Annotated in this window: 10 protein-coding genes; 5 read left to right on the plus strand and 5 right to left on the minus strand. The window is 60.2% G+C overall.

The window, feature by feature from the left end:
- The first annotated feature begins 70 nt into the window (after positions 1-70).
- The 5 genes from nth to LBK75_09910 all read left to right on the plus strand — a co-directional run bounded on the left by nth (position 71) and on the right by LBK75_09910 (position 7,197).
- Positions 71-706 carry an endonuclease III gene (nth, locus tag LBK75_09890; GenBank protein MDR1158591.1) on the plus strand — a complete coding sequence of 212 codons (636 nt, stop codon included), beginning with the start codon at positions 71-73 and terminating at the stop codon, positions 704-706.
- Positions 707-869: 163 nt separating this feature from the next.
- Complete coding sequence (locus LBK75_09895) at positions 870-3,203, plus strand: anaerobic ribonucleoside triphosphate reductase (protein ID MDR1158592.1); 2,334 nt, start codon at positions 870-872, stop codon at positions 3,201-3,203.
- Between the two features lie 408 nt (positions 3,204-3,611).
- Positions 3,612-4,748, plus strand: coding sequence for a toxic anion resistance protein (locus LBK75_09900; GenBank protein MDR1158593.1), 1,137 nt, complete (start codon positions 3,612-3,614; stop codon positions 4,746-4,748).
- Positions 4,749-4,763: 15 nt separating this feature from the next.
- Positions 4,764-5,504 (plus strand): hypothetical protein, encoded by a 741-nt coding sequence (locus tag LBK75_09905; protein ID MDR1158594.1) that lies wholly within the window; start codon positions 4,764-4,766, stop codon positions 5,502-5,504.
- A gap of 10 nt (positions 5,505-5,514) precedes the next feature.
- On the plus strand, positions 5,515-7,197 hold the full coding sequence (locus LBK75_09910) for a VWA domain-containing protein (GenBank protein ID MDR1158595.1): 1,683 nt from the start codon (positions 5,515-5,517) through the stop codon (positions 7,195-7,197).
- A gap of 61 nt (positions 7,198-7,258) precedes the next feature.
- Here the strand turns inward: LBK75_09910 and LBK75_09915 are convergent, their stop codons facing one another.
- The 5 genes from LBK75_09915 to LBK75_09935 all read right to left on the minus strand — a co-directional run.
- Positions 7,259-11,737: a glycoside hydrolase family 127 protein gene (locus tag LBK75_09915; GenBank protein MDR1158596.1), complete on the minus strand. Its 4,479-nt coding sequence runs from the start codon at positions 11,735-11,737 to the stop codon at positions 7,259-7,261.
- 146 nt (positions 11,738-11,883) lie between these two features.
- Positions 11,884-15,504, minus strand: a complete 3,621-nt coding sequence (locus LBK75_09920) for a UvrD-helicase domain-containing protein (GenBank protein ID MDR1158597.1) — start codon at positions 15,502-15,504, stop codon at positions 11,884-11,886.
- Positions 15,501-18,887 carry a PD-(D/E)XK nuclease family protein gene (locus LBK75_09925; GenBank protein ID MDR1158598.1) on the minus strand — a complete coding sequence of 1,129 codons (3,387 nt, stop codon included), beginning with the start codon at positions 18,885-18,887 and terminating at the stop codon, positions 15,501-15,503. Before LBK75_09925 ends, LBK75_09920 begins: the two co-directional genes overlap by 4 nt.
- Positions 18,888-19,054: 167 nt before the next feature.
- Positions 19,055-24,436, minus strand: a complete 5,382-nt coding sequence (locus tag LBK75_09930) for a carboxylesterase family protein (protein ID MDR1158599.1) — start codon at positions 24,434-24,436, stop codon at positions 19,055-19,057.
- Between the two features lie 717 nt (positions 24,437-25,153).
- Positions 25,154-25,375: hypothetical protein (locus LBK75_09935; protein MDR1158600.1), on the minus strand; the 222-nt coding region annotated here is incomplete at its 5' end.

The following is a 25,375-nucleotide window of genomic DNA, read 5'->3' on the forward strand; positions in this document are numbered from 1 at the left end:
TGACAAGACAAAATTGGAGCGCGCATAATGGAGATACAGGCAGAGGAATGTCAAAGAGAGGGGGAGCCTCATGACACTGTTCGAGAGAGCCGACCACATCGTGCGCGCCCTGGAAACGCGCTATCCGGACGCCACCTGCGCGCTCACCTACGAAAAGGACTATGAACTGCTGTTTTCCGTACGGCTGGCCGCCCAGTGTACGGACGCACGGGTAAACATCGTCACGCAGACGCTGTTTCGCACCTATCCGACGCTTCAGTCCTTCGCCGAGGCAGATCTGCCCGCGCTGGAAGAAGCCGTGCGGCCGTGCGGATTTTTTCGCCTCAAGGCCCGAGACATCCGCGCGTCGGCCCGTATGCTGCTGGAGGCATTCGACGGGTGCGTGCCGGACACCATGGAGAATCTGCTGCGCCTGCCCGGCGTGGGGCGCAAAACCGCCAATCTCATCTTGGGCGACGTATACGACAAGGGCGGCATCGTGGTGGATACGCATTGCATGCGTATCGCAAACCTCCTGGGTCTCTGCCACGAGAAAGACCCACACAAGGTCGAGCGAGCACTCGATCCGCTGATCCCGAAGGAGGCGCAGTCGGCCTTCTGTCATCGGCTGGTGTGGCACGGGCGGGATACCTGCATCGCGCGGCGGCCCCGCTGCGGCAACTGTGTGCTGCAAGCGCACTGCGATTTTTTCCATCGTAGCGCGTGACAAGACGCCGTGCGGTTTTCCCAAAAATCCACAAAAAAATTCAGGTATTTTCCGCACGGGGCTCTTGACAGGATGGTGGGATTGGCGTACTATATATATGCGTCTGATTTAGGCTCGGCGCAATATATGGTATGCTAAAAGCCCTATGACAGGAGTGACCCCCATGAAAACGCAGACTCTCATCATTCGCGAAATCCGCAAGCGCGACGGACGGATGACTTCCTTTGATCTGGGCAAAATCTCCTCCGCCATCTCGCGCGCCTTCATGGCCACCCATCACAACGCCCGTTTGGAGGAGTCCGAGCGTCTGGCCTACGAGGTGGCTGCTCTGCTGAACGAGGAGGGCCCACAGGCCCCCGATGTCGAGCACATCCAGGACACGGTGGAGCGGGCGCTCATCGAAAACGGCTACGTGCAGACCGCCAAAGCTTACATCCTCTACCGCGCCGAGCGTTCGCGCGTGCGCGAGATGAACACCCGGCTGATGAAGATCTACGAGGACATCACCTTCCGCGACGCCTCCGACTCCGACATCAAGCGAGAAAACGCCAACATCGACGGCGACACCGCCATGGGCGCCATGCTGAAGTACGGTTCCGAGGGCGCCAAGCAGTTCTACGAGATGTTTGTCCTAAAACCGGAACACTCCGCCGCCCACCGCGAGGGCGACATCCACATCCATGACCTCGACTTTCTGACGCTGACTACCACCTGCTGCCAGATCGACATCGTCAAACTGTTTCAAAACGGGTTTTCCACCGGTCACGGCACGCTCCGCGAGCCAAACCATATCTCATCTTACACGGCGCTCTGCTGCATTGCCATCCAGTCGAACCAAAACGACCAGCACGGGGGCCAGAGCGTGGTCAATTTTGACTACGGCATGGCGCTGGGCGTGGCCAAGACCTATGTCCACCTCTACCGGGAGAATCTGGCCCGGGCGCTGGAAATGCTCGCCGGGCTTGAGGACGCGGAGGCGCGCGTGCGCGCCGTGATGGCGGCGCTCCTCGTCGAAACGGGCCTGCGGCCCACGATGGCGGGCAGCGACGACTACCGCGCCGCTGAGCACGCGCGCTGGCTGCCCGAGATAAAGGAGGACACCCTGACCTGTGCGCAGGCCTTTGCCGAGGCCCACGCGCTGAAGGAAGCGGACCACGCCACCTACAAGGCCATGGTCGCCTTCATCCACAACCTCAATACGATGCATTCCCGCGCCGGCGCCCAGACGCCCTTCTCCTCCGTCAACTACGGTCTGGACACCTCCCCAGAGGGGCGCATGGTGATCAAAAACGTATTGCTCGCCACCGAGGCCGGGTTGGGGCACGGGGAAACTCCGATTTTTCCGATCCAAATCTTCCGAGTCAAATCCGGCGTCAGTTTCAATCCGGGTGATCCGAACTACGACCTCTTCAAATTGGCCTGCCGCGTCAGCGCCTCGCGCCTGTTCCCCAATTTCTCTTTCCAGGACGCGCCTTTCAACGCCGCCTACTACAAAGAGGGCCAGCCGGAAACCGAGATCGCCTACATGGGCTGCCGCACCCGGGTGATCGCCAATGTGTACGACCCCGGAAACGAGATCTCCAACGGACGCGGCAACCTCTCGTTCACGAGCATCAATCTGCCCCGTCTGGCCATCAAGGCCAAGGAAGATGTGTCGGCTTTCTTCGAAGATCTGGAGCGCAAGATGAATCTGTGCATCGATCAGCTCTACGAGCGCTTTCTCATCCAAGCCCGCAAGAAGGTGCGCAACTTCCCGTTTCTCATGGGCGAGGGCGTGTGGATTGGCTCGGAGGCACTCGACTGGGACGACGAAGTGGGCCAGGTACTGCGGCACGGCACATTGACCGTCGGCTTCATCGGGTTGGCGGAGGCCCTGAAGGCGCTCATCGGCGTGCACCACGGAGAGTCCGAAAAGGCGCAGAATCTGGGACTTGAGATCATCAGCAGCATGCGCGCCCGGCTGGATGAGGAGAGCCGCCGCCGGCAGATGAATTTCACGCTGATCGCTACGCCGGCCGAGGGCCTCTCCGGGCGCTTTGTCAAGTTGGACCGCGCGCGCTTCGGCCTCATCGAGGGTGTGACGGACCGCGACTACTACACAAATAGCTTCCATGTGCCGGTTTATTTTCCGACAACTGCGTTTGAGAAGATTCGCTTGGAGGCTCCTTATCACGCGCTCACCAACGCCGGACACATCACCTATGTGGAGATGGACGGCGATCCACTGCAAAATCTTGAGGCTTTTGAGCAGGTCGTGCGCGCCATGCAGGCCACCGGCGTAGGGTATGGCTCCATCAATCATCCGGTGGACCGTGACCCGGTGTGCGGGTTTTCCGGTATCATCACCGGCAGCCAATGTCCCGGCTGCGGCCGTCGCGAGGACGACGGCGTCCCGTTTGAGCGCATCCGCCGGATCACCGGCTACCTCGTTGGTACGTTGAATCGCTTCAACAATGCCAAACGCGCCGAAGAAAAGGACCGCGTCAAGCACTGCTGACGAACGCTTTGCAAGCATTCAGGAGGACTATGTGATTCTTGAGGCGACGGCACGTGGCATTATACAGGCGAAGACGGCGGGAGAAGCGTAAACTTCCCCCCGCCGTCTTCGTCTGTCGTCCGGATTTATGACACGTCGTACACCGGTATATCGCAGCCAAATTTTTTTGCGTTGCCTCGCCATTCAAAAATTTCATCATGGCTATGGCATTTCGCCTGAAAGTGTGTTACACTGTCCCTGCATAACTCCAATTTGCATCTGGGTGCCTCTAAAAATCTCACATTCGGCTGCGGCGCTGGATCTTTTCCCGGCACATTTCTCAAAAAACCTCGCGAATACACCCAATATTCGCTTTTCACCCCACCGAGCGAGCTCGGCAAAGTATCATGCAATAAGGAGGAAATATCCATGGCTGACATTGAACTCACATTGGACACCACCGGCGCAGAGACCGCCTCTGCGCCGACTGTCGCCGCCGCAAAAATCGCGGATTTGGCTGTTATCGAACAGCAGGCATCGAAACTGACCCCGGAGGAGCGGCGGAAAATTGACGACTTTGCCGCCAAGATCAACATCCATGACACCGCGGTAATCGCTCGCTACGGAGAATCCGCACAGACCAAATCATCTCAGTTCTCCGAATCCGCTCTTCAAGGGATCAAAGGCAAGGATTTGGATGCGGTCGGCGATATGATTACTGGCCTCGTCGTTCAAATCAAAGGGTTTAAGCCCGAAGATGAGAAAAAAGGATTGGCGCGTCTATTCCAGAAAGGCAAAAATTATTTGGAGGAGCTGCGCGCCCAGTATGCCGACGTCAGCAAGAACATCGATAGGATCAGCGACACGCTAAAGGGTCATCGTATGACGCTGCTCGCCGACGTGACTGTGCTGGACAAACTTTTCGAAAGCAATCTGCAATACTTCAAGGAGCTTACTATGTATATTCTGGCCGGCAAACAAAGACTGGCTGAAGTGGAAAACGAAGAACTGCGCGAGCTGCAGCGGGTAGCAGCCGAAAGTGGTTTACAGGAAGATGCACAGCGCGCCAACGATCTGGCTGAACAGTGCAATAGATTTGAGAAGCGTATTTACGATCTCGAACTCACTCGCACCATCTGCATCCAGATGGCGCCGCAAATTCGTATGGTGCAAAATACGAATGTCATCATGGCTGACAAAATCCAGACAAGCATTGCCAACACGATCCCATTGTGGAAAAACCAAATATTGCTGGCTTTGGGACTGGAACACAGCAAACGCGCCATTCAAGCGCAGCGGCAGGTCAGCGACATTACAAATCAGTTACTGCGCGAGAATGCCGACAAGCTGAAAATGAACACCATCGAAGCGGCTCACGAATCTGAACGCGGCGTCGTAGATATCGAAACTCTCGTTCATACAAACGAGAGCATTATCACGACACTGGATGAGGTTCTGGCCATTCAGCAAGAGGGCAAGCAGCGCCGCCGCGAAGCCGAACAGCAGCTGGTTGATATCGAAAATCAACTCAAAACCCGGCTCCTGGCTGCGCGCAATCCGCACTAACCAGGAGGAATCGCTATGAAGAAAGTCGGTCTCGGTCTGATCATTCTTGGTGCAGGCTTACTGTTGCTGACCAACACAGCCGAAACCACACTTATCATCCAGATGGGGATTCGGGCATTTTCTTTCCTCTCTGTTTTTCCATTTTTTTCTATTTTTGCCGGAATTGTCGCCTTGGGTATTGGTTTCGCGCCGGCGGTCAAGGCGCGTCTGACAGCCCAGGCCGCGATTCGGCAAAAGGAAGAGGAGAAGCGGGCCGAATCCAGGCCGACTCTGTCTTATTCCGCCGGCTCCTACGATCCAATCGACATCAGGCGGCGGTTGGGGCGGCTCAAGGAGCAAAGGCCAGATCTTGCGGGCGCGCTCGCAAAATGTGAAGCGCAAATGGACGCCATGGACAGACGTCAGGCCAAACTCAAGGACTTATTGGATCTCAATGAGGCAGAATATCTGCGGGCGACAGAAAGGCTTCTTGATGAAGTGGAACAGTTTATCTGCAAAAACTTTCGCAAAGTCATCAACCGCGGCATCGTATCCGATTTGGAGGATGACGATGTCTTCGCGCGGGATGAAAAATACTCTACGCATTTGGAGCTCATTGAGGCGGTGTTAGCCGGCAATCAAACTGAGCTGGACAATATTAAAAGATTCTTAGCAGACCTTGCCGACCTTGTCAGTGAGCAAAACGACAAGAGCGAGACCACCCTGCAAGCATGGATGCAGGTCATCCGAGATTCGCTCAAAAAGGAGGAGATTTAGTTTGTTCAAAGTGAAAAAATCTGTTTTTTGTATGCTAGCGGTACCGCTCCTGGTGTCCGCCCTGGCCGGCTGCAATGTGAGCAGCACCAATACAGACCGCGAAAACGCGCTCAGTTATGACGATGCCGTGAAGGAACTGACCACTTTTGTCGGCACGATTGAGAGGGAGAGCATCACGGCGCCGCTCGATATCTATACATCGGATGACGACACCGCCAGCATCTTGGCGGATATCAGCACTTTCCCGATTGTGGTCGAGGGGAAGGGACAGATCAACATTGAGGTGGCGGCGGCCACCGAAATGAGCGCCTCGGCGCCGGACGATTGGATGAATGTCGTCGCCGAGAGATTCAACAGGGAAAACCACACCATTGGTGGCAAGACTGTCAGTGTCTCCATACGCAGAATTACTTCCGGCGAAGTCGTTACTTATATGGCAGATGGCGACTATAGGCCCGATGTGTATGCCCCGTCCAATTATGCCTGGGGCGAAATGCTCAAAGCGCACGGTTTTGGTGTCGTTACGCTGTCCACCCGTATTCTGGGCAATACCGCCGGTATATTGATGGAGAAAGAAACTTACGAAACATTCACCGCCAAATATGGAGCGGTCACTGTGGACAAAGTGTTGGAGGCCAGTCTGGCCGGCGACTTGACCTTTGCCTACACCAATCCGTTTACAAGCAGCACCGGATTGAATATCTTTACGGCCATGTTGCACGCGTTTGACACAAACAATCCGCTCTCCGCTACGGCATCAGAAAAACTCCTGGAATATCAGAGAAAATCACCTCCTGTGGCCTATACCACCGCCGTGCTGAGAGACCAGGCAAGCAAGGGAATTATCAAAGCCATGGTCATGGAAGAACAAGCGTATCACAACACACCTGAACTGAGAGATTATGTCTACACACCGCAGGGCATCAGGCATGACCATCCTGTGTATACTTTCGACTATGCGTCGCAAGAACGGCAAGACGCCGCGAAGCTTTTTGTGGAATATTGCCTGTCGGCCGACAGTCAAAAACTCGGTGATGAAAAAGGTTTTAATCTGCACAATGAATACAAGGAACAACCTTCCGGGCTGGATGGCGCAGGTTTTCTTGCTGCGCAAAAGTTATGGAAACAGAGCAAAGACGGCGGACGTCCGATTGTCGCGGTTTTTGTCGCGGACGTCTCCGGCAGTATGGACGGACTTCCGTTGAATGGTCTGAAGGAAGCGTTGGTCAATACATCCAAGTTCATCGGATCCAATCATTACGTCGGTCTTGTGACCTATGCGAGCAAGGTCTACGTCAACCTGGAGATTGGGGAATTTGACAATACGCAACGGGCTTACTTCTCCGGAGGCGTCAAATCACTTTTTGCCGGCGGGGGCACTGCGACGTACGACGCTGTCTTGATTGGACTTGATATGTTGCTGAAAAAGCAGCAAGACGTTCCCGACGCAAAACTGATGTTGTTTGTCCTCAGTGACGGCCAGCAAAACGAAGGCTATAATTTTAATAGGATCGCACCCATTGTGGGCGGATTGCAAATACCGATTTACAGCATCGCCTACAACTTGGACAGCGGCAGTTCGGCGGAAAGTGAACTCCAGAAGCTATCGCGTATCAATGAGGCCGTACTCATCAACGCGAGCAGCGACGACTTGATCAATCAACTGCGAAATTTGTTCAATGTGCAGATGTAAATAACTTTTTTTATGAACACATAGGGGCGGCAGAATGCCGCCCCTATGTGTTCATTTGTTTTTAATTTGCGATGTTGTTTGTCCCCGCGGCAATCTTTTCACCGACCGCGGCACAGAGCGGCGTGCCATCATCGCTCCAGGCGAACGCCTTGTAAGCGCCGCTCGTGCCCGAGGCAGGAAAGACGGCAACCAGCGGCTGTTCACTGCCGTCGGCCAGATCTACGCTGTCGAAATCGACGGATATGAGTCTGCCGTCCTCATCGTAAAAGGCCACGATCAGTGTGCCCGTCACGCCCTGTCCTGAAGCATTCGACAGCACCGCTTTGACGCTGCCGTCCTTTTCGGCGGCGGACAACGTTACACCTTCCTCAATAAACTTAAATGTGTACGCCTTCGACGGAGCATAAAGATCGAAAGCATACTTTGGAGAGACGCTCACCTTGGTCGTCCCGGGCATAGCATCCGCGGTTTCATACGCGATGCGCACGAAATCATAATCGGAATACATGCCTATATTGGGCACGTCGGAGCCGGCGGTCAGCCGGGCCGTATATTCGTAAATATCCGAGTCAAAACCGTCGACGCGGTCGATGTCCGGGACATCCTTCCATTGGCCGTCCGCGAAGTACTGGACTTTCCATCCGTCCGGCCGAATCACGCCGTCGTCCCACGCGCGGTACCAGAACGCCTCCATCACGACAAACGTCTTCGGTTCGGCAAAGTCGTATTCGATCCAGTGCTCACCCCAACCGACGGACGGGTCTGTCTGATTGCCGGCCCATGTGCTCCAGGTGCTGCCGCCATACAGCGACGTGGGCGACACGACGCCGTCGTTGACGGCCGACAGCGTGGCATACGGCGTACACGTATACGAAGCCGCGACGGACGACGCGGATTGCTCCGCATACGTGCCGTCCGCTGTTTTGACGCGCAGCTCAACCAACCCGACCGGCGTCGCGCTGTTCGTGAGCATGCGGATTTTGTCCGTCGTCACGGGCGCGAACATCGCCGTATTAAAACTGTCATACGCGACGCCGTATTCTGTGGCGGCGCTGGACATGACGGGCAGCGCTTTATGCCCGCTCACTTTCCATTCCTGTATCCCGACCGTACCGTTCGGCAGCGACGCGCCTCTGCCTGTCAGCGCCAGCTGTATTTTGGTCGCCAAGATCGGTTCAAACGTATATGTGTTGAACACATCCTTTGTGAACACGTCGTGCGCGTTTGTCGGGATGACCGCGCCCTTGAATTCGTCGCCGTAGAAATACTGTATCTCCATCGAGGCCGGAAGCTGCACGCCGCCGCCGTCGTCCGACCATACGATATCGCATCCGTCGATGACGACGGGCGTGTCGAACGAATACCACACAGTCGGCGTGAGCGACTGGCTCCACGACGACCACTTGAAGATGTTGCCGCCGTGCTCCGACGCGACGATGCCGTCATTGAGGCCGCTCACCTTGTTGCCGCTGTATACGTGCGACGCGCCGGGCACGCCAAACATCTCCAGCGGATACCTCTCGGACGGCGCGCCTATGACGCGCCACTCGCGTATGCCGGGATATGTCGTTATGTCAGTGCCGCTGTTTCGCGTGTTGTCGATGATCATGCGCAGCTTCGTCGTCGTCACCGTATCGAACTCGTAGCGATTGTACTGCATGCCGAGGAATGTGTCGAACGGCGCGGCGGGCGTCACGGGCACGAACGCTGTCCCGTTCCAGTACTGGATGACAAGTCCGTTCGGCACGTTGACCTTCCTGTCCGGCGCGATGAACCAGTCCACATCACATGCGTAAACGTCAATCGGCTCGGCAAAATCGTACTGAACCCACGGTGTCTGCGACTTGCCGTAAGCCGTCCAGCGCCCCGCGTTTTTGCCGCCGATCGTCACCTCGGATATGACGCCGTCGTTCAGGCCGGTGATCGCGTCGTAATCGGATACGTGCGACGCGGTTGGGAAGGCAAAGCGCTCCCACGGGTATTCGGTCAGGGACCCGCAAATCTGCCACTCGCGGATGCCCGGCGCGCGCTCCGTGTCTTCGCTTGGTCCTGGCGTGAGCTGAAGCCTTATGCTCGTCGTGAAGACGGGTGTAAAGCGATAATATGTGAATGCGTTTTTGTTAAATACGTTGTAAACACCGGTCTGTGCGTTGAAATTGGCCGCGGTCTCTTCGGGTTGCGCGGACCACGCGGCGGCGGACACGTGGCGAACTGGATTCACGTGCACCCAGTCCTTTCCGTCCCAATATGATATTTTCATCGCGGAGGGTATTTGCACACCGCCGCCGTCGTCATACCAACTGATATTCGCGCCCCAAATGATAACGGGCTCGTCGAAATCATAGCGCACAAATTCGTCGGCGGGGTGGTTTGTCGTGCCATTCCAAGCTGTCCAGCGCTCCTTGTTGGCTTCGCTCGTATACTTACCGTCGTTGAGGCCGTCGATGCTATCGCCGGAATATGTGTACGATGCGCTGGGCGTGGCGTACATTTCCAGCTGGCCGGATGGTGCGGGCACGATCTCACTGAGGTAAACCGTCATCGGCAGGGCGCCGCGGTTGTTCCACGCGTAATAGGGGATCATCGTCAGCGGCGCGCTGGTTTCACCGTCCTTTGTCGAAATGGTGGCGTCCGCCTTGACGGCCAGCACGTCTTTGAAGAAATAGTCCGTGTCTTTGCCGTCGAGATTGCGGATCCATTCAGTCGTAAAATCGACCGAGGGCTGGAGGATGTAACGGCCGAGGGCGTATGCGTTGTCGGCGGATTCGGCGGCATAAACGATCGGGCCGCGCGTCACGGCCACAAGCCCGTAGTTGGTCGTAACGCCGGGGTCTGCGTAGAACCGCGTCGGCTGCATCGGAAAGTCGATCTCCACTTTGTCGCCATTCTGCCACGTGCGCGTGACGACGACATACCCGTGCGCGTCCGGGACGGCGGGTATCGAGACCGTGCCGTTCAATGTGATGCTGTTGTCCCACTTTGCCCAGTTTGGCACGCGCAGGCGCATCGTAAATGTCAGTGGCGCGGCCACGGAGACGACGGTCGAGACCTCGCCGGACCACGGCATCCCGGACTGTGTCGTCAGTTTGACGGGCTGGCCGTCCACCGTGAAGCTGCCCTCGTTGCCGATATACAGGTTCGTCGTGATCTCACGGCCGCGCTGGGTATAGACGTACTGGCCGACCGACATCACCGTGCGCATCAGATTGGTCGGGCAGCAAGCCGTGTCCGTCCACATAAAGCGACTGATCCCGCCGGCCGACTGCATCTCATTTTCATAGAAAAAACGGTCGCCGGCCATGTTGACGCCGCTTATGACGCTGTTGTAAAGGCCCCGTTCTATGACGTCGGCGTACTTGCTGTCGCCGAACAGCATGTTCATGCGTTTGTTCCACATCACATTGGCGATGTTCGCGCACGTCTCGCTGTAAGAGCCTGTGTTGGGCAGTTCGAAGCGCGCGCCGTAGCCCTCGCCGTGGCCGTCCACGCCGATCCCGCCGGTCACATAGGTCTTGGCCTCCTCCACGTCTCCGGCCAGCGCCAGCAGCGCGGTCATGTACTCGTCGGTGTCCAGCGCAATGCTCACGTCCGCCATGCCGGTGTAGAGATATCCGGCGCGGACGGCGTGCCCGACCGCGCTGCTGGCGTTCTGCACGGGCACGTCATCCTGCGCATAGATCCCATGACCGCCCGGCATCAGGCGGTCGTTCCAATCGTGGCCACGCGCGTCCAAAAAGCGTTTCGCCATCTGAATATAGGGATCCGCTTTCGCCGCGTAGTCCACGCCGTCTTTTGCGCCGATTTCGCGGCACAGATCGGCCAGCTTGACAAGCGCCAGTTCGATCTCCTCATGCCCGGGCGCCTGCTGCTTATTGCCCGGTTTGAACAGGTCAAGCATATAGTCGGCGTTTCGAATCGCCATGTCGAACAGGCGCGTATCCTGTCCGTTTGTGGCGCGGTAATGCGCGACGGCCGCCTCGTAGAAATGGCCGGCGATGTACAACTCGTGGTAGTTATAGTTGGTCCACCTGTTGCTTGCGCCGCCGCCGCCGTCCAGCGTGTAGTATGTGTCGAAATAGCCGTCGTCCATCTGGGCGTCCTGGTAATACGGTATCCACTCGTTCAGTTTGTCCCGGATGTAGTCCTGCCCGGCGATGGTCTCCGGGTCGCCCTGTGGGTCGATCTGCAGCGCGTAGCACATCGATTCCAGCACCTTATGCACGTCGGAATCCACATACATCGGGCCGGCGAACCTCCCGTAAGGCTCGCCGCGGTTTTTCAGCGCCATGTTCATGATGTTCGGCATCCCATGGTTCCACTCGCTGACGCGCGCGATGCCGCTCGGTATGCCGCTCAGGATGAACATTTTCTGGTACGACTGCCAAAACGCGTCTGTGATCTTCACCTTTGTGAAGTCAACGGCGCTGTACGGCGTCTCAGTCATCGGCGCCGCCGCCGCTGGGACACTGAATCCGGCCATAAAGCCCACCGAAACAACGGCCGCAAGCGCGAAAGCTCTGAGTCGCTTTGCAAAATTCATCTTCACACACTCCCTCATAAAATGTACTGTCGATCCTTCTTCCTCTCTATACATTTTACACCACTTTTATGACGGAGTCTTTGCAATATTTTGATATGTTTTGGCTTTTCCCCTTTTGGGGTTGGTTTACTGTCAGCGGTGCGTGCTCAATCGTCAACCGTTACCATCGTGTCTGTCTGGAAAAAATACAGCAGCCGCTGCGCCACCGGGCGGCCGGTGATGGCGGCGAGGGCACGGGCGTAGGCCTCCACTTGGGGGCGGTAGAGGGCCGCGCGCGCCGGTTCTTCCCCCGGCGCGACGGCGTCGGTCTTGAAGTCGAGTACCGTGAGACCGTCCGCCTCCTCAAAGTAGCAGTCCACCACGCCTTGGAGTAGGATTTTCTCTCCCTCGCCCGCGCCGAGGAGCGGCGCAGCCGGCACGAGCAGGGAAAATTTGAACTCCCGGACCACGTGCGGCGATGCCAACAGCCGCAGTCCCAGCGGGTGACGAAAGAACGCGGCGATGCGCGCCGGGGGAACAGCGTCGGCCTGCTGCGCCGTCAGCAGACCCGCCTCTCGGAGACGCACCGCCTCGGCGCGCACGTCCGCCGCCGCGCGGCAGGCAGCGAAGTCGGCAAATTGCATGAATAGATGCAGTGCCGTGCCGCGCTCCGCCGCCGTCGGCCCGGTCTGTTCCCCGACAAACCGGGGTCTGTCGAACGCCCGCCCCGCACGCGGAGCGCTGCCGCCCGGGCCCTGCTCCGCCTCCTCAGCCGCCTCTTGGTCGAGGAAACGGCCCTTGAGCGCCGTGGCCGTGAGCTTGGACGGCAGCGCCACCGCGTCCGCGTGCGGGTAGACATAGGCGAGCCGCCGGGCCACGTCCGCCGCCAGCGTCTTGTCCACCGTGTCCGTATCCGCCGCGGCGGATACGGACGATTCACCGTCCGACGCGGGAACAGGTGGTACGGGCACGGCAACGGACAAGGTCATCCGCGGCGTCTTGGTGCAGGCCAGATACAGCAGCAGCCAATCGGCATAGGAGCGCCCCTCAAGGACGAGCTGCGGGGGCAGCGGGGCGACCGGCGCGCCCGCGGCGGCCGTCTCCCACTTTTGGCGCGCGGCGATCACCGACGGAAGCGCCACGCTGAGGATCAGTTTCTCCCTGGCACGCGTCATTGCCACATACAGCACCCGCATCTCCTCGGCCAGCATCTCGACCGTCAGTTTCTCGGCCACGGCGCGGTACGCCAGCGTTGGGTATTCGATCCGGCGGACGCTGTCCCGCCGTTTGGGGCCCACACCGAGCACCGGATGAAACAGCAGCGCGGCGCGGCTGTCGGCCTCATTAAAACGCTTGGCGCAGTCGGCCACCACCACAATGGGGAACTCCAGCCCCTTGGCGCGGTGGATGCTCATGATCCGCACGGCATCCCCTGTTTCCGGCGCCGCCGGCACGGGCGGCGGGCCCTGCCGCCCCAGGGCCTCGATCCAGCGCAGGAAGGCAAACAACCCCCGGGCGCCGCCCGTCTCAAACCGCGCGGCCAGCTCGGAGAGCACACGTAAATTGGCCTGCCGCGCCGCACCGTCCGCCTGCGCGCCGTACAGCGCGGGCAAACCTGTCTGTTCATAAATCAGATCCAGCAGCGTGCGTGCGGAGAGGTCGGGCGCCAGCAACCGCCATCCACTCAGGTCGGCGCACAACCGCGCGGCCCTCTCGTCGTTGTCGTCTTCCGCCGCATCGCACAGGCAGGTGTAAAGGTCCGCCCCCTCGTCCGGGCACCCGGCCCGCAACGCGGCCAGACGGTCGGCGTCGAAACCGTACACCGGACTGCGCATCACGGCAAGCAGCGGAATGTCCTGACGCGGGTTGTCGACCACCGCAAGGAAGGACAGCGCCGTCTGCACCTCCGGGGCGGACAAAACGTCGCCGCCGTCCGTGCGGCAGGGAATACCCCGAGCGGCCAACGCTTCCTGATAGACGTCGGTGCGTAGCGCGGGCGCGCGCATCAAGATCACCATGTCCCCCGGTGTCACAGACCGCACGCAGCCCTCCTCGCCGGCGACAGGAAAACGTTCATCCAACAGGGTGCGCAGCCGCGCCGCCAGCACGGCCGCCTCGGCCCGCGCGCCGACGAGCTCTTCCTCCGGTGCGTCCGATACTATGTCGGGTGCGCCCGATCCGCCGTCCGGATCCAGCTCACCCGGCCGTCGCCACTGGGTCAACAGCAACTCCGTACCGTAGTCGGCCCCGGTCTCCGGGAAGGCGCCCGTACTTTCCAAAAATTCCCTTTCTGTGTAAGCCATTTCGCCGCTTTCCTCGGACATGAGTGCTTGAAACAGATGATTGACCGCGTCCAACACAGGCGGCCTGGAGCGGAAATTGCGGCTCAGCAGGATGCGCCGCGGCGCGCCCTCTCCCGCAGGGATGTCCGGAAACATGCGGTACTTTTCTAAAAAGAAGCCTGGTTCCGCCAGTCGGAAGCGATAGATCGACTGCCGCACATCGCCCACAAAGAACAAGTTGCGTCCCGCCTGAGAGAGCGCCTGCACGATGCTCTCTTGCGTGAGGCTGATATCCTGATACTCGTCCACCAGGATCTCGGCGTACCGTGCCGATACCCGCTCGGCCTCCGCCGACCGATGCGGCCCGTCCGGCCCCCGCTGTGTCAGCAGCGCCAGCGCACCGTGCTCCAGATCGAAGAAATCAATGACACCCAGCCGCCGTTTTTCCACCGCCAGCGCCTCCTCAAACCGCCGTACGGTGTCAAACAACCCCTGTATGACTGGCGCCACGGCCAACAGGTCCGCCCGGTGCGCCGCATCGGGCCGATCGAACCGTTTGGCCAGCGCCTTGGCCCGCTGTTTCCAGGCCTCGCGCACCGCCCGAAAGGGCACGCCGGTTTCCCGGTTTTCCTCTCCTCGCAACGGAGAGAGCCGGGCAAACGTCAGCGCCGAGACCGCCGCCACAGTCTCATCCCAACCCTGCGCCAGCGCTGTGCGGACAGCCCGTGCGGCATCGATGTCTCCATCGAAGGCGGGCCCATAGGCGCTCTCGACCGTCGGATGTGCCCGCATGGCCGCACGCGCCCTCTCCAGCCCGGCGCATGCGAAATCCACCTGCCGAGTGGCAGTGTCCAGCAGCAAGCGGCCCCACGGGGTCGTCTCCACCGGACATGCGCCGGCCTTGGCAAACGCCGCCGTCTGGGCATCCGCCCACGCTGCCGGGTCCGGGTGCGCCCGCGTCCTCTCATAGGCCAACGTCACCAGTGTCTGGAGAAATCCGTCGCCTTTCTCGCCGAGAGTCGCGTCCAGCAGCGCGGCGAAGGGGGCCGTCTCTTCCTCGTAGCAGCGCGCCAGCACCTCTTCCAGTACGCGCGCGTGCAAGATCCCCCGTTCGGCCTCGTCCATCAGCCGCGCCGGCGCCGGCAGCAACCCAACGGGCGCGCGCTCCTCTAAGAGCCGCTTGCAGAAAGCGTGCACCGTGGAGATGTGCGCCTGGGGCAAGCGTGTGAGCTGCCGCCGCAGATGGCGGTTCATCGGCTCCTCCGCCAGCCGAGCCGACAGCGCGTCCAGAATCCGGCCGCGCAGCTCGGCGGCGGCGGCCTTCGTGTAGGTGATCACAAGGAAGTCGTCGATGTGTCTTGGCGCCACCGTGTCGCAGATACTGGCCATCAGGCGCTCGACGAGCACGCGCGTCTTGCCCGCGCCGGCGCCGGCCGACACCAGCAGCGCCCCGCCGCGCTCGTGCACCGCCCGGCTCTGTTCCGGAGTGAGCGTCTGGCTGCTCATGCGCTCTCTCCCCCTTCCGAGGCCGCCGGATCCGTTTCGCTTGCGTCAATCCGCCGCCAGAACGCGGCGGGCGAGAGCGCTTCCAGATACCGCGGCCTGTCTTCCCGAGCCAGTGGGAACTGACAGGCGGGCGCGAAATCACAGTGCTCGCAGGCACTCTGTACGCCGCGGCACACCGGATTGGCCGACACATCCCCCGTCAGCAGCGCCTGCTCCATCTCCGCCAGTATGACCTCCACATGGCGCCGCAGCCGCGCAAACCGGTCCGCGGCGGCCACCGAGGACAGCGCGGTGGGGCGGCCGTCGCTGCGGTACTTCACCGGGAGAAAGGTGCCCTCCCGCTCGATGCCCGGCTCCATCGCAGCCACCACCCGGGCGTCGTCGAGCACCAATCCGCTACGCGTGAGCGCATGGGCCGCAGCACGGGCCAGTTCCTCGTCGGACAAAGGCCGGTCCGTCTGCAAAAAAGCCTCGTGGGCGGGGATATAGAGTACGCCGGCCGGCTGCACGCGTGTGAGCGACGGCCAGCGCGCCCGGTAGCGCACCGCCCCTTCCCGCTCCAGCGCGAAAAGATAGAGCAGCATCTGAATGCCAAGTCCGTGCCAGACGTCCCCCAACCGAAACCCGCGCGCGCCCGTCTTGTAGTCGACAACGCGAAGATACAGTACGCCGGCATCCATCCAGCCGTCCACCCGGTCGGCCACCCCGGTAATACGCGCGCCCCCCCCCGCCGGGACCGCCGGCAGCGCCCCCTCCGTGCCGTCGGCGAACCGCAGTTCCACGTCCAGCGGCACAAACTCGGAGAGGCGCAGTTCTTCGGCCACGTTGACGATCATGGCGTCCAGCGCGTACATCAGCCGGGCAAAGAGCCGGACAAATCGACGGTCCTCCCCGTACCCGGCCAGCACCGACCGCGCCCATCGCGCGGCGGCGGCTCGCGCGATGGCCACCACCTCCGCATCGGACAGCACCGGGAATCCACCCTGCGCCAACACCGCACGGGTGGTCTCCTCCAACACGGCGTGGACGAAAATGCCTCGGTCCAGCGCGGCAAAGCCGTCCGTCCGACGCTTTTTGATCCGCAGGCCATACTGCAGAAAATAGGCGAAGCGGCAGGTCATAAAGCGTTCCACCCGAGAGGCGGAGAGCCTTGGAGCCGCGCCGTACAGCGCGCACACGCGCTCTCTCGCCAGACGCCCGCGTGTGAATCCTGTCTCCATGGGCAGCGCCTCCAGCCGCGCCCGCCAATCCGGATACGCACCGAGCGCCCGCGCCGCCGCGGCCGCCACCGTTCCCACCGGGCGGGTGGCCAACCACAAAAAGCAGGGCGCCGGCGCGGCCGTGTGGTCCAGCACGTCCGTGCCGGCCGCCTCCGGCGTCAGCCCCAACATTCGGCTGAGGTCGGCCACAACAAAGGCGGGGCGGCACACCTCCCCCTCCGCGCCGACGCGGGGCCATGTGACTGCCAACCGCTCGGAGGGCAGCGTCAGGATGCCGTACAGGGCGTCGAATTCCTGATCCATCCGCTCCTCCGGCCCCGGCGCCAGCGCCAGACCGGCCGACACCAGCGAGGACCGATCGTCGTCGTGGAGAAGCCCGGCTGCGGGCGCCGCGGACGGGATGTCCCGGTCGGTGGCTCCCAGCAAAATCACGCAGCGCAGCCCGCGCCGACGGATGCGGTCCATGTCGCCGCATACCAAGTGGTCAAGCGACACCGGGATCGCGCCCACCCGGTTGCGGGAGAGGACGAGGCAAAAGAGCCCGGAAAAGTCGGCCAGACCCATCGGTCTGTCGCCCAGAATCGCCACGCACTGCGCCAGCGCACCGGCGAGGATATCCCACATCTGTTCGTACTCAGCGGCCACCTTGGTCATCCCGGCCCCGCGCAACGCTTCGCACCGCGTCCGCAGCCGCGCCGGCAAACCAATATTTTCAAAAAAATGGTAAACTGCCAGTGCTTGATTTTGAGCCGTACGGACAGCGTCCGCCTCCGCGCGCAGCGTCTCCAGCGGTCCGGTAACGCGCCGGCGCAACGCATTGATCTTCGCCAACGCCTCGTCGTCTTTTTCTGTGGGCACGGCCCCGTAGCCGCCGCCGGGCGGGAATGTCCAATCTGCGCGGCGCATCCACGCGGCACCCCGGATCCGGTGAGCCAGTACGTAATTTTCCAACAGATCGCTCTCGTCCGGCGCCAGCCCGAAGAGACCGCTCTTCAACATTTTGAACACGGCGTCGTAGGGGTACCCGTCGCACACGGCGTCAAGAGCCGCGGAGACAAAACCCGGCAAGGGTCTGTCCAGCACGCTGTCCACGCTGTCCAGAAAGATCGGAAGCTCATAGAGACGCGCCACCGGCTCAAAGAGCGGCCGGTATTCCTCGAAATGGCGGGCGGTCACCGCGATGTCGCGGTAGCGGTAGCCGTGGTCCCGCACCAGTGTCCGCACGAGGGCGGCGGCATGCACGCACTCGGCCCGCCGGTCGGGGCACGCCGCGAGCGTCACACCGTCCACCGGCCCCCTCAGGGGAACCGGGACCGGGGCCAGCAGGTGGCGCGCCAGATGGGCCAGCGCCACCGCGCGATACCGCGGCACGTCTGTCAGCACACGTTCCCGCACTGCCACACCGGCGCGCTGCGCCGCGCGCCGCAGCGCGGCCGCCGTCCGCCCGGCGACGGCAAAGCGCCCTTCGGCCGGCAGCTCCTCCGGTGTCCCGGTCAGCGAGACGGTCACGTCCCCGTGGGCCAGCAGCACAGACAACACCGCATGTTCCTGCGCCGTAAAACGGGTAAAGCCGTCCACCACCCACGCGGCGTTTTGCACATAGCGTGAACGCGGCAGCGCGGCGCAGGCCAGAGTCAGACGGTCCCTTGGATCGCAGACCGCGCCGGCGAGCACTGTCTCGTACGCGGTGAGCAGCAGGGAGAGATCGCGGCACTTGTCCGCCAGGGATGCTCCGACCGTCCCAGCTGCCCGCATCAGCTCTTCCGGCGCGATGCGATAGGTCTTTAGTTCGTCCACGGCGTCGAGCAGCGCGGCCAGGAAATCCGGCCTCTCGGCGAAGCGCCGCCACACGCGCAGCGTGTCCCCCACGGCCCGGGCGGCGAGCAGGAGCGAGAGCAGCCGCCCGCCCTCGTCGAGCGCGGTCAGCCCCGCGCCGCCGGTCTCCGTGAGCACGCGATCGGAAAGCCGGCGGAACGTGAGCACCTCGGCGTGCAGAGAGATGGACGCCCCGCCCATCCGGCACAGCAGACGCTCGTTTTCGTGGGAGTACTGTTCGGGCACCAGCAGATACTGCCGCCGCCCCGGTCCGGCGCGGCCGGTCAGCTCCGCCAGCAGCGTGTGACTCTTGCCGCTGCCCGCGAGGCCCCAGACAATGGTCAGCACAGTTCTCCCAGCTCCTCTCTGTAAAAAGATCCACACCCATTATAGCAAAAAAGGCCGCCGTGCGCGACCTTTTTACCCAATACAACATATAGCGGGTCTGCCCCTGCTGGCCGACCGGGCACCAACCGCTCGGCCAGCAGGGTGTGCAACCAAAATCAGGAGTGAAGTTAAGCGTTTTTCACATGCGCCATGACGACGCTGAGGATCTTCGCGGTTTCCTCGCGCGTGGCGTACGCCCGCGGGTCAAACTGCCCGTGCGTGCGGCCTGAGACGACGCCGATCTCTTTCAGCGCCTTCACGGCATCCAGCGCGTACGCGGCCACCTGCGCCTCGTCGGTGAACGGGGCGCCTGTCGGCGCCGGGGTGGTGATCTCCAGCCCTTGCAGGGCTCGGTATACGATCGTACACAGGTCTTGACGCGTGATCCGGCGGTCCGGCGCGAAGGCGGTGTCGCTCACGCCCTGCACGATGCCGGCGGAGGACGCGACGTCGACGAATTCCTTGAACCAGTCGCCCTCATGCACGTCCGTGAACGTCTTCGGCGTCTCGCCGGCTTTGAGGCTCAGACCCAGCACGGCCATCTTTGTGAACTCGGCGCGCGTGATGATGCCCTTCGGGTCCAGCGTGCCGCTCACGCGGCCGGCCAGGACGCCGGCGTCCACCAGTTCTTTGATGTAGATCCGCGCCCAGTCGGAGATCTCGGCGGCGTCGGTGAACTTCAGCCCCAATCCGTCGTCCCCGGGCAGTGCCACGCCCGGACCGCTGGGCGGTATGACGGGATTGCTGCTGGGAGGGGTAGGCGTATGGCCGGGTGTGTCGGCCAGCACGTCGGCCAGGTCGTACAGATTGGTCACATAGTCGCGCAGCATGAGGTCTCTGCCCGCCAAGGTGCCCGTATGCAGCGACTGTTTCGCTTGGATGTCGTACGCCAGACCCTTGCCGATGTCCAGGAATGTCTTCGACGTCTTCGTGTAGTTTGGCCACGCCGGCAGGTCCGCGCCGTTGGGGTCGCCTGTCGCGATGAAGTTGGCCCAGTAAGAGGACAACGTCTCCCCCATCTGCCTGTCGGCGGCCGTCCACGTCCGCTGCTGCGGGATGTTCCGCATGGAATTGAACACATACCAGAGCTCAGACGAATGCCAGGATTTATCCTTGGCCGGGTCGCGGCCCGGGCGGTTGCTCGGCCAATGGTTGAAGTAGTACACATACACGCCCTTGCCGCCGTTCAGGGCGGAGAGCGCCTCGGCCGACAGCCGGGAGCGCATCAGACCCAGCTCGCCGCTCAGGGTGTCGTTTGAATCGTTGGCCGTATCGACATCCGTCAGCGGGTAGAGGGACTCAAGATTGTATTTGTCGTAATAGTCGCCGTACGTCCTCTGCAGCGACGCTCGGATGGTATCGACGGACCGCGGCGTGTCGTAGCCCCAGGCGCTGCTCTCGCCGTCGTTGGAACCGAACAGGAGTCCGACGCCCTCAAGCGCGCCGGACCGGGCAAAGAAAACGTTCGGCTGTTCCGTCAGCGCGTACCCGTCGAAACATTGGCCCAGGCTCTTGTAGTACTCGTCCTTGGTCGTTTCGCTGTTTACAAAATACTCGGTGGGGACTTCGCGCAGCTCTGCGAGCGTCTTATCAGCCAGCCCCTTGAGCGCCATGTAGTCCGCCGAACGCGTTTTAATCTGGTCGAGGGTCGACACGCCGGTGAACGCGTTGAAGCTGCTCTCCATGATGGCGCGGTGGAACAGACCCTTGGCAAGCGGAGAGACGATCAGGTTCTTGACGGCGCTGGCGCCGGCCGACTGCCCGCCGATGGTCACCCGGCTCGGGTCGCCGCCAAACGCGGCGATGTTGTCCCGCACCCACGTGAGTGCCGCGACTTGGTCGAGCAGGCCGTAGTTGCCGGACGCCCCGTACGGCGCCTCCGCGTCGAGCCGGTCGTCGGCGTAGTACCCGAACAGCCCGAGCCGGTACCCGACCGACACGACGGTGACGCCCTTCTTCGCGAGCGCCGCCGGGTTGAACTCCGGCTCGTAGCTGTAGCCGTGGTAGGACGCGCCGCCATGGAAGTAGACATACACCGGCCGCTTGTCGCCGCCGACGGAGTCGTTTGTCGCCGCCGTGGCGACGTTCAGATACAGGCAGTCCTCACTCATGTTGGGCGTGTCGCCCGTGTCGATGAAGTCGTAGTAGAACTCCGCGCCCCAGTTGTCCGCCGTGCTGAGGATCTGCGTACACATCGGCGCGTAGGTGTCGCAGGCGCGCACGCCGGTCCAGTCGGCCACAGGCTGCGGCGCGCGCCACCGGTTCGCCCCCACGGGCGGCGCGGCGTACGGGATGCCCTTGAAGATCGTCACCGCGTCGTCGTCGCCCACGACGCCCGTCACCTGCCCGTTTGCCGTCGTGACGGCGTTTGACAGCGCGGGGCGCTGCACAACGTGCCAGCCGTTGTACCAGAGACCTGCCTCGCGATAGGCAAATTGACGCAGCTCGTCTACCACACCGCGGGAGTTGCGGGTGTACAGACGGCCCTTGGCCTCGCCGCTCACAACCTTCTCTGCGGCGATGCGCATGTCTCTCACCATCTCAATGCCGGCCAGACGCTGCAATGGATTGGGCGCGTTCCACATCGGGCTGTACATCGCCCGTTTGTTTGTGGTCTCCTGCCAGGAGTGGCCCGACAAGAAGTACAGCCCCTCCACATCCTCGGCACGCACTTTCCGATTTTTATCGTAAAAACCGTCGGCGAACTTGGCGATCTTACCCTCAAGCTTCTTTAGATCTCTTAAGAAAGCGGTGACGGGCTGCTTGTCGGCTCCGAAGTTAAAGACATAACTGCCCGACCCGACGGCGTCTCCTGTGACAAGATAGCTGTTATCAAGCGCTTGCTGCACCTGGTTATCGTAGAGGTAACACATGGAGCCGTCGGTGTGTCCGACCACTTCAATGCACGCAAAGGTGATGGTCTTTCCCTCGAATTTGGGACCGGTGAGCGTATCTCCATCGCCAACATAGACAAATTTGTCCGCCTTTAACGCGGTGGGAACGGCGTCGTTCTCGGGCCAATAGACCACGCAGTCCTCAAACTGCGACACCTTGCCGTAATGGTCGCCGTGGGCATGCGTGACGACCACTTCGATCGGGAGATCCGGATTCCCGATGAGCTCTTCCACATAGGCGCGCAGATCGCCCTCGCCCATGCCGGTGTCAAAGAGCGTGGCCTTGTCCTGGCCCACAAAGAGGTACATGTCGTCGTTGGTGACAAAGCCGTCGGCGTCTTGGATCCGCCACACATTGTCCTCGATCTCTTCGCTCACGTATTGTCCCCACAGCGGCGTGGCGTTGATGGTGAGCGTATAGGTCGTCGCGTTGTCGCCCGTTCCGACGTCGATTGTGAACTCGTTCGCTCCTTCTTTAATTTCAGCCTTGTAGGGAACGGGATATCTGCCCGCGGTCCCGTTGATCGCATAGTCGGCGATGTTGGGGTTTGTGGGTTCCGGCATGATGTAGACCACTTTGCTGGTGCGGCTGCCCCAGTCCATCGTAGCGGACAGGTCACGCACCTTAAGCATGTCCGCGGTGAATCTCTCACCGGTCGGGATAATCGGAGTGTCCAGAGGAATGAGGTAGGGCTCCAGTCGACCGCCTTTGAAAGAGGAAATATAGACTTCGTTCAGAGTGGTCTCTCCCTCGACAGCCGAAGACGGTCTCTGGGAGAAAGTGTACGTCTCCGCCGTAATATCGGGCAATGGGACGTCGTCAGTCCTGACGTAGATGGTGTACTCCTGGGATGTCTCGGAGGCGTCGTCACTGACATGGATCTTGACCACATTGATACCGTTCAGTGTGTCGGAGATCAGTGCGGGAGCATCCGAGGCGAGAATGTTAAGTGTATACCCCACATCGCCGCGCCCCTCAATGGGACCAAGCGTATCCGTCACATCCTCGCCGTTGAGTCTCACGGTGATGTCGGCGTCCTCACCAAAGGCCTCGGCAAACAAATACAGGGGGTCGGCTTTCGCGACTGTACATGTTCGCGCGGTTGACAAAGGCGCGTAGCTGGTGACCAAGTTGCCTCTGGGCTCTTCCGCTTCCAGCAGGTAGATGTTGAGCAGGTGAGCGGGCGTCACCTTCTCATTGATCGTCTTGCCGTCCCTATAATCATAGGCGGAAGCGTCGTTATACCACAGGCCCGCTGTGCCATAGGAGAGCTGCCTGTAATATGAGCTTGCCGAGGTGGTCGCAAATTCTCCCGCGAAGGGATTATCCTTCACAATGGCGGAGGCAATATACATATCCTCGACATATTGTTTACCTGTCTCGGCGGTACCCAAAGTACGCTCCTGCCATTTGTGACCGGACAGGAGATACATGCCGTCGAGCCCTTTGATTCGGTTCCAGAGCTTTTGCATGTCACGGCTGAAGAGAGGCATAATGCAGTTTGTGTTGCTATGGTTGAAGACATAGCTGCCCGAACCTATGGCGTCGCCCGGAATCAAGTAGTTGTTCTGGCACTGGCCGTCGGCATCGTTGTCATAGAGGTACAGCAGATGGCCAATCTCGTGGGTGCGGACCGTATGCACTTCGAATTTCAACGGACCTTTTCCAAAATCAGGGCCTACAATCACATCGCCGGGCACAGTCATTTTTACATCAGTCTCAGGATCATCGATCCACCCATTGGAAAGAGCGCCGCCGTTGCCAATCATCCAGTAAACAGTGCCCTTCCCAGACCCTCTGCCGCTCATCTGGTATGGCTCTGGCGTGGAAGGGTTTATCATCCCGTAATGGTCGCCGTGAGCGTGTGTAATCACAATGTCGATTTTAAAAGTGTCCGGGTCTTCGATGTCAAATTTTTCCGACAATATCTTGTATACCTCTTTTTTGAGGTCACCACCGCGACGTTGACCGTCGCCGCCGCCGTTGAGTACGTCGAAGAGCATGGCGCTGTCCTTGCCGATGAAGATGGAACAGTCCTCAGACGACATGAAACCGCCGATACTGGTAAACTGATATATGCCGCTGACCAATTTGTTGTCCTCATCGAAGTTTTCTTCTATCGTCTTTATCTTGACCTTGTCATAAAGATCCTGATTGACGAACGTCAGGCGATAGGTGGACGTGCTCTTCCCATCCCCCGATGTGACCTCGATGACACAGAGCATATCCTTCGGCTCACCATGAAAAGGGACACTTCCGAGTTCCATCCTGTAAGGCACGTTGAAATCACACGGCTGGCCGTTGATGACAAAGGTGGCATTTTCGTCATAAGCCACGGGCTTGACATACAAGGCCAAATCGCTGCTCCACATGTTCTTCATGTCGACATTCATCTCATAGTCGTACTTGCCCAATTCGATGGGCTCCTCAAGAGGAATATCGACAAACTCAATACGGGAGCCCTTGAACCCGGTGAGCTCGATGTCAACCAATTCCGAACTGGTGTTTACGAGTATACCTGCCGGGGGAGCGTCCCAGGCCGCGAATGTAGGTTGCATGAGGCCGAGTAAAGCCAGCGCGGACAATACCATCGAAATAGCACGTTTCAATTTCATCTCTGTATCCCTTCCTTGTTCGTTTTTCTGATGATGTCATAGCGCTTTTTGTGGACTGCTTCTTTTCTTTCAGCGCAACGATAGGGCGTATCATGTCTGGAACCGCGCACCTCCTTTGACAACTTGCCTTGGATGATTAGGGCGTTACCTGAATGTCCATCTGGCGTCTACCTGGAAAGTGCAAAAGCTATACCTTTTTGAAATCACTGTTTCGGGGAATTTACCCTTTTTTATTCGGTCAAAATGTGCAAAAATTTTTGTGTAACCTCTTGACATTGTGAATTGCGTATAATATAATGTGCACGGTGTCGTTTGGTTGTTGTTTGTGACGCGTTCTTGAAAAGGTATACCTTCTCAAAGTGTGTTTTGGGGCTGTCCGATGTTGCCTGGATTTGCACAAGTATAGAAAAACTCACCAGAACAAACTTGATTTTGTGAGAAATGTGTGGTAAGATTTAACTATTATGCTCTGTAGTATGCCCTTCCACAAGAAGGGTTAGCATGTCAAATTGCAGGAGCGCAGTCGCCCGTTTATAGGCTGGCGGCCGTGTCCCTTTTTTATTTAGGCCACAGAAGGGCCCGCGTGTTGCTCACACGCGGGCCCTTCTATGGTTCATGTGCGGAGAGAGGGGAGGGGCTTTCCCCGTATATGCAGGGAAAGCCCCCCAGACAAAATGAAAAGTTGTAGAAAAGAAACAGTCGCTGTAAATACCGGCCTCAGGCGACGCTGACCGTCACCAGGTGGGTGAGGTCGCTGCCGTCTGTGGCGCGCACCACGACGAGCACCGTCCCGGCTTTGAGACCCGTGACCGTCCAGGCGCCGTCCGTCTCCGTCACCCTGGCGACGGCCGGGTTGCTGACTGTCACCTCGTAGAACGCCGGGTCGGCGTCCGTCAAAAGATTCAGCGGCGCTTTGCCTTTGATGCGCAGCGAGATGCG

It is taken from the genome of Oscillospiraceae bacterium (assembly GCA_031265355.1).
GTDB lineage: Bacteria > Bacillota > Clostridia > Oscillospirales > UBA929 > JAIRTA01.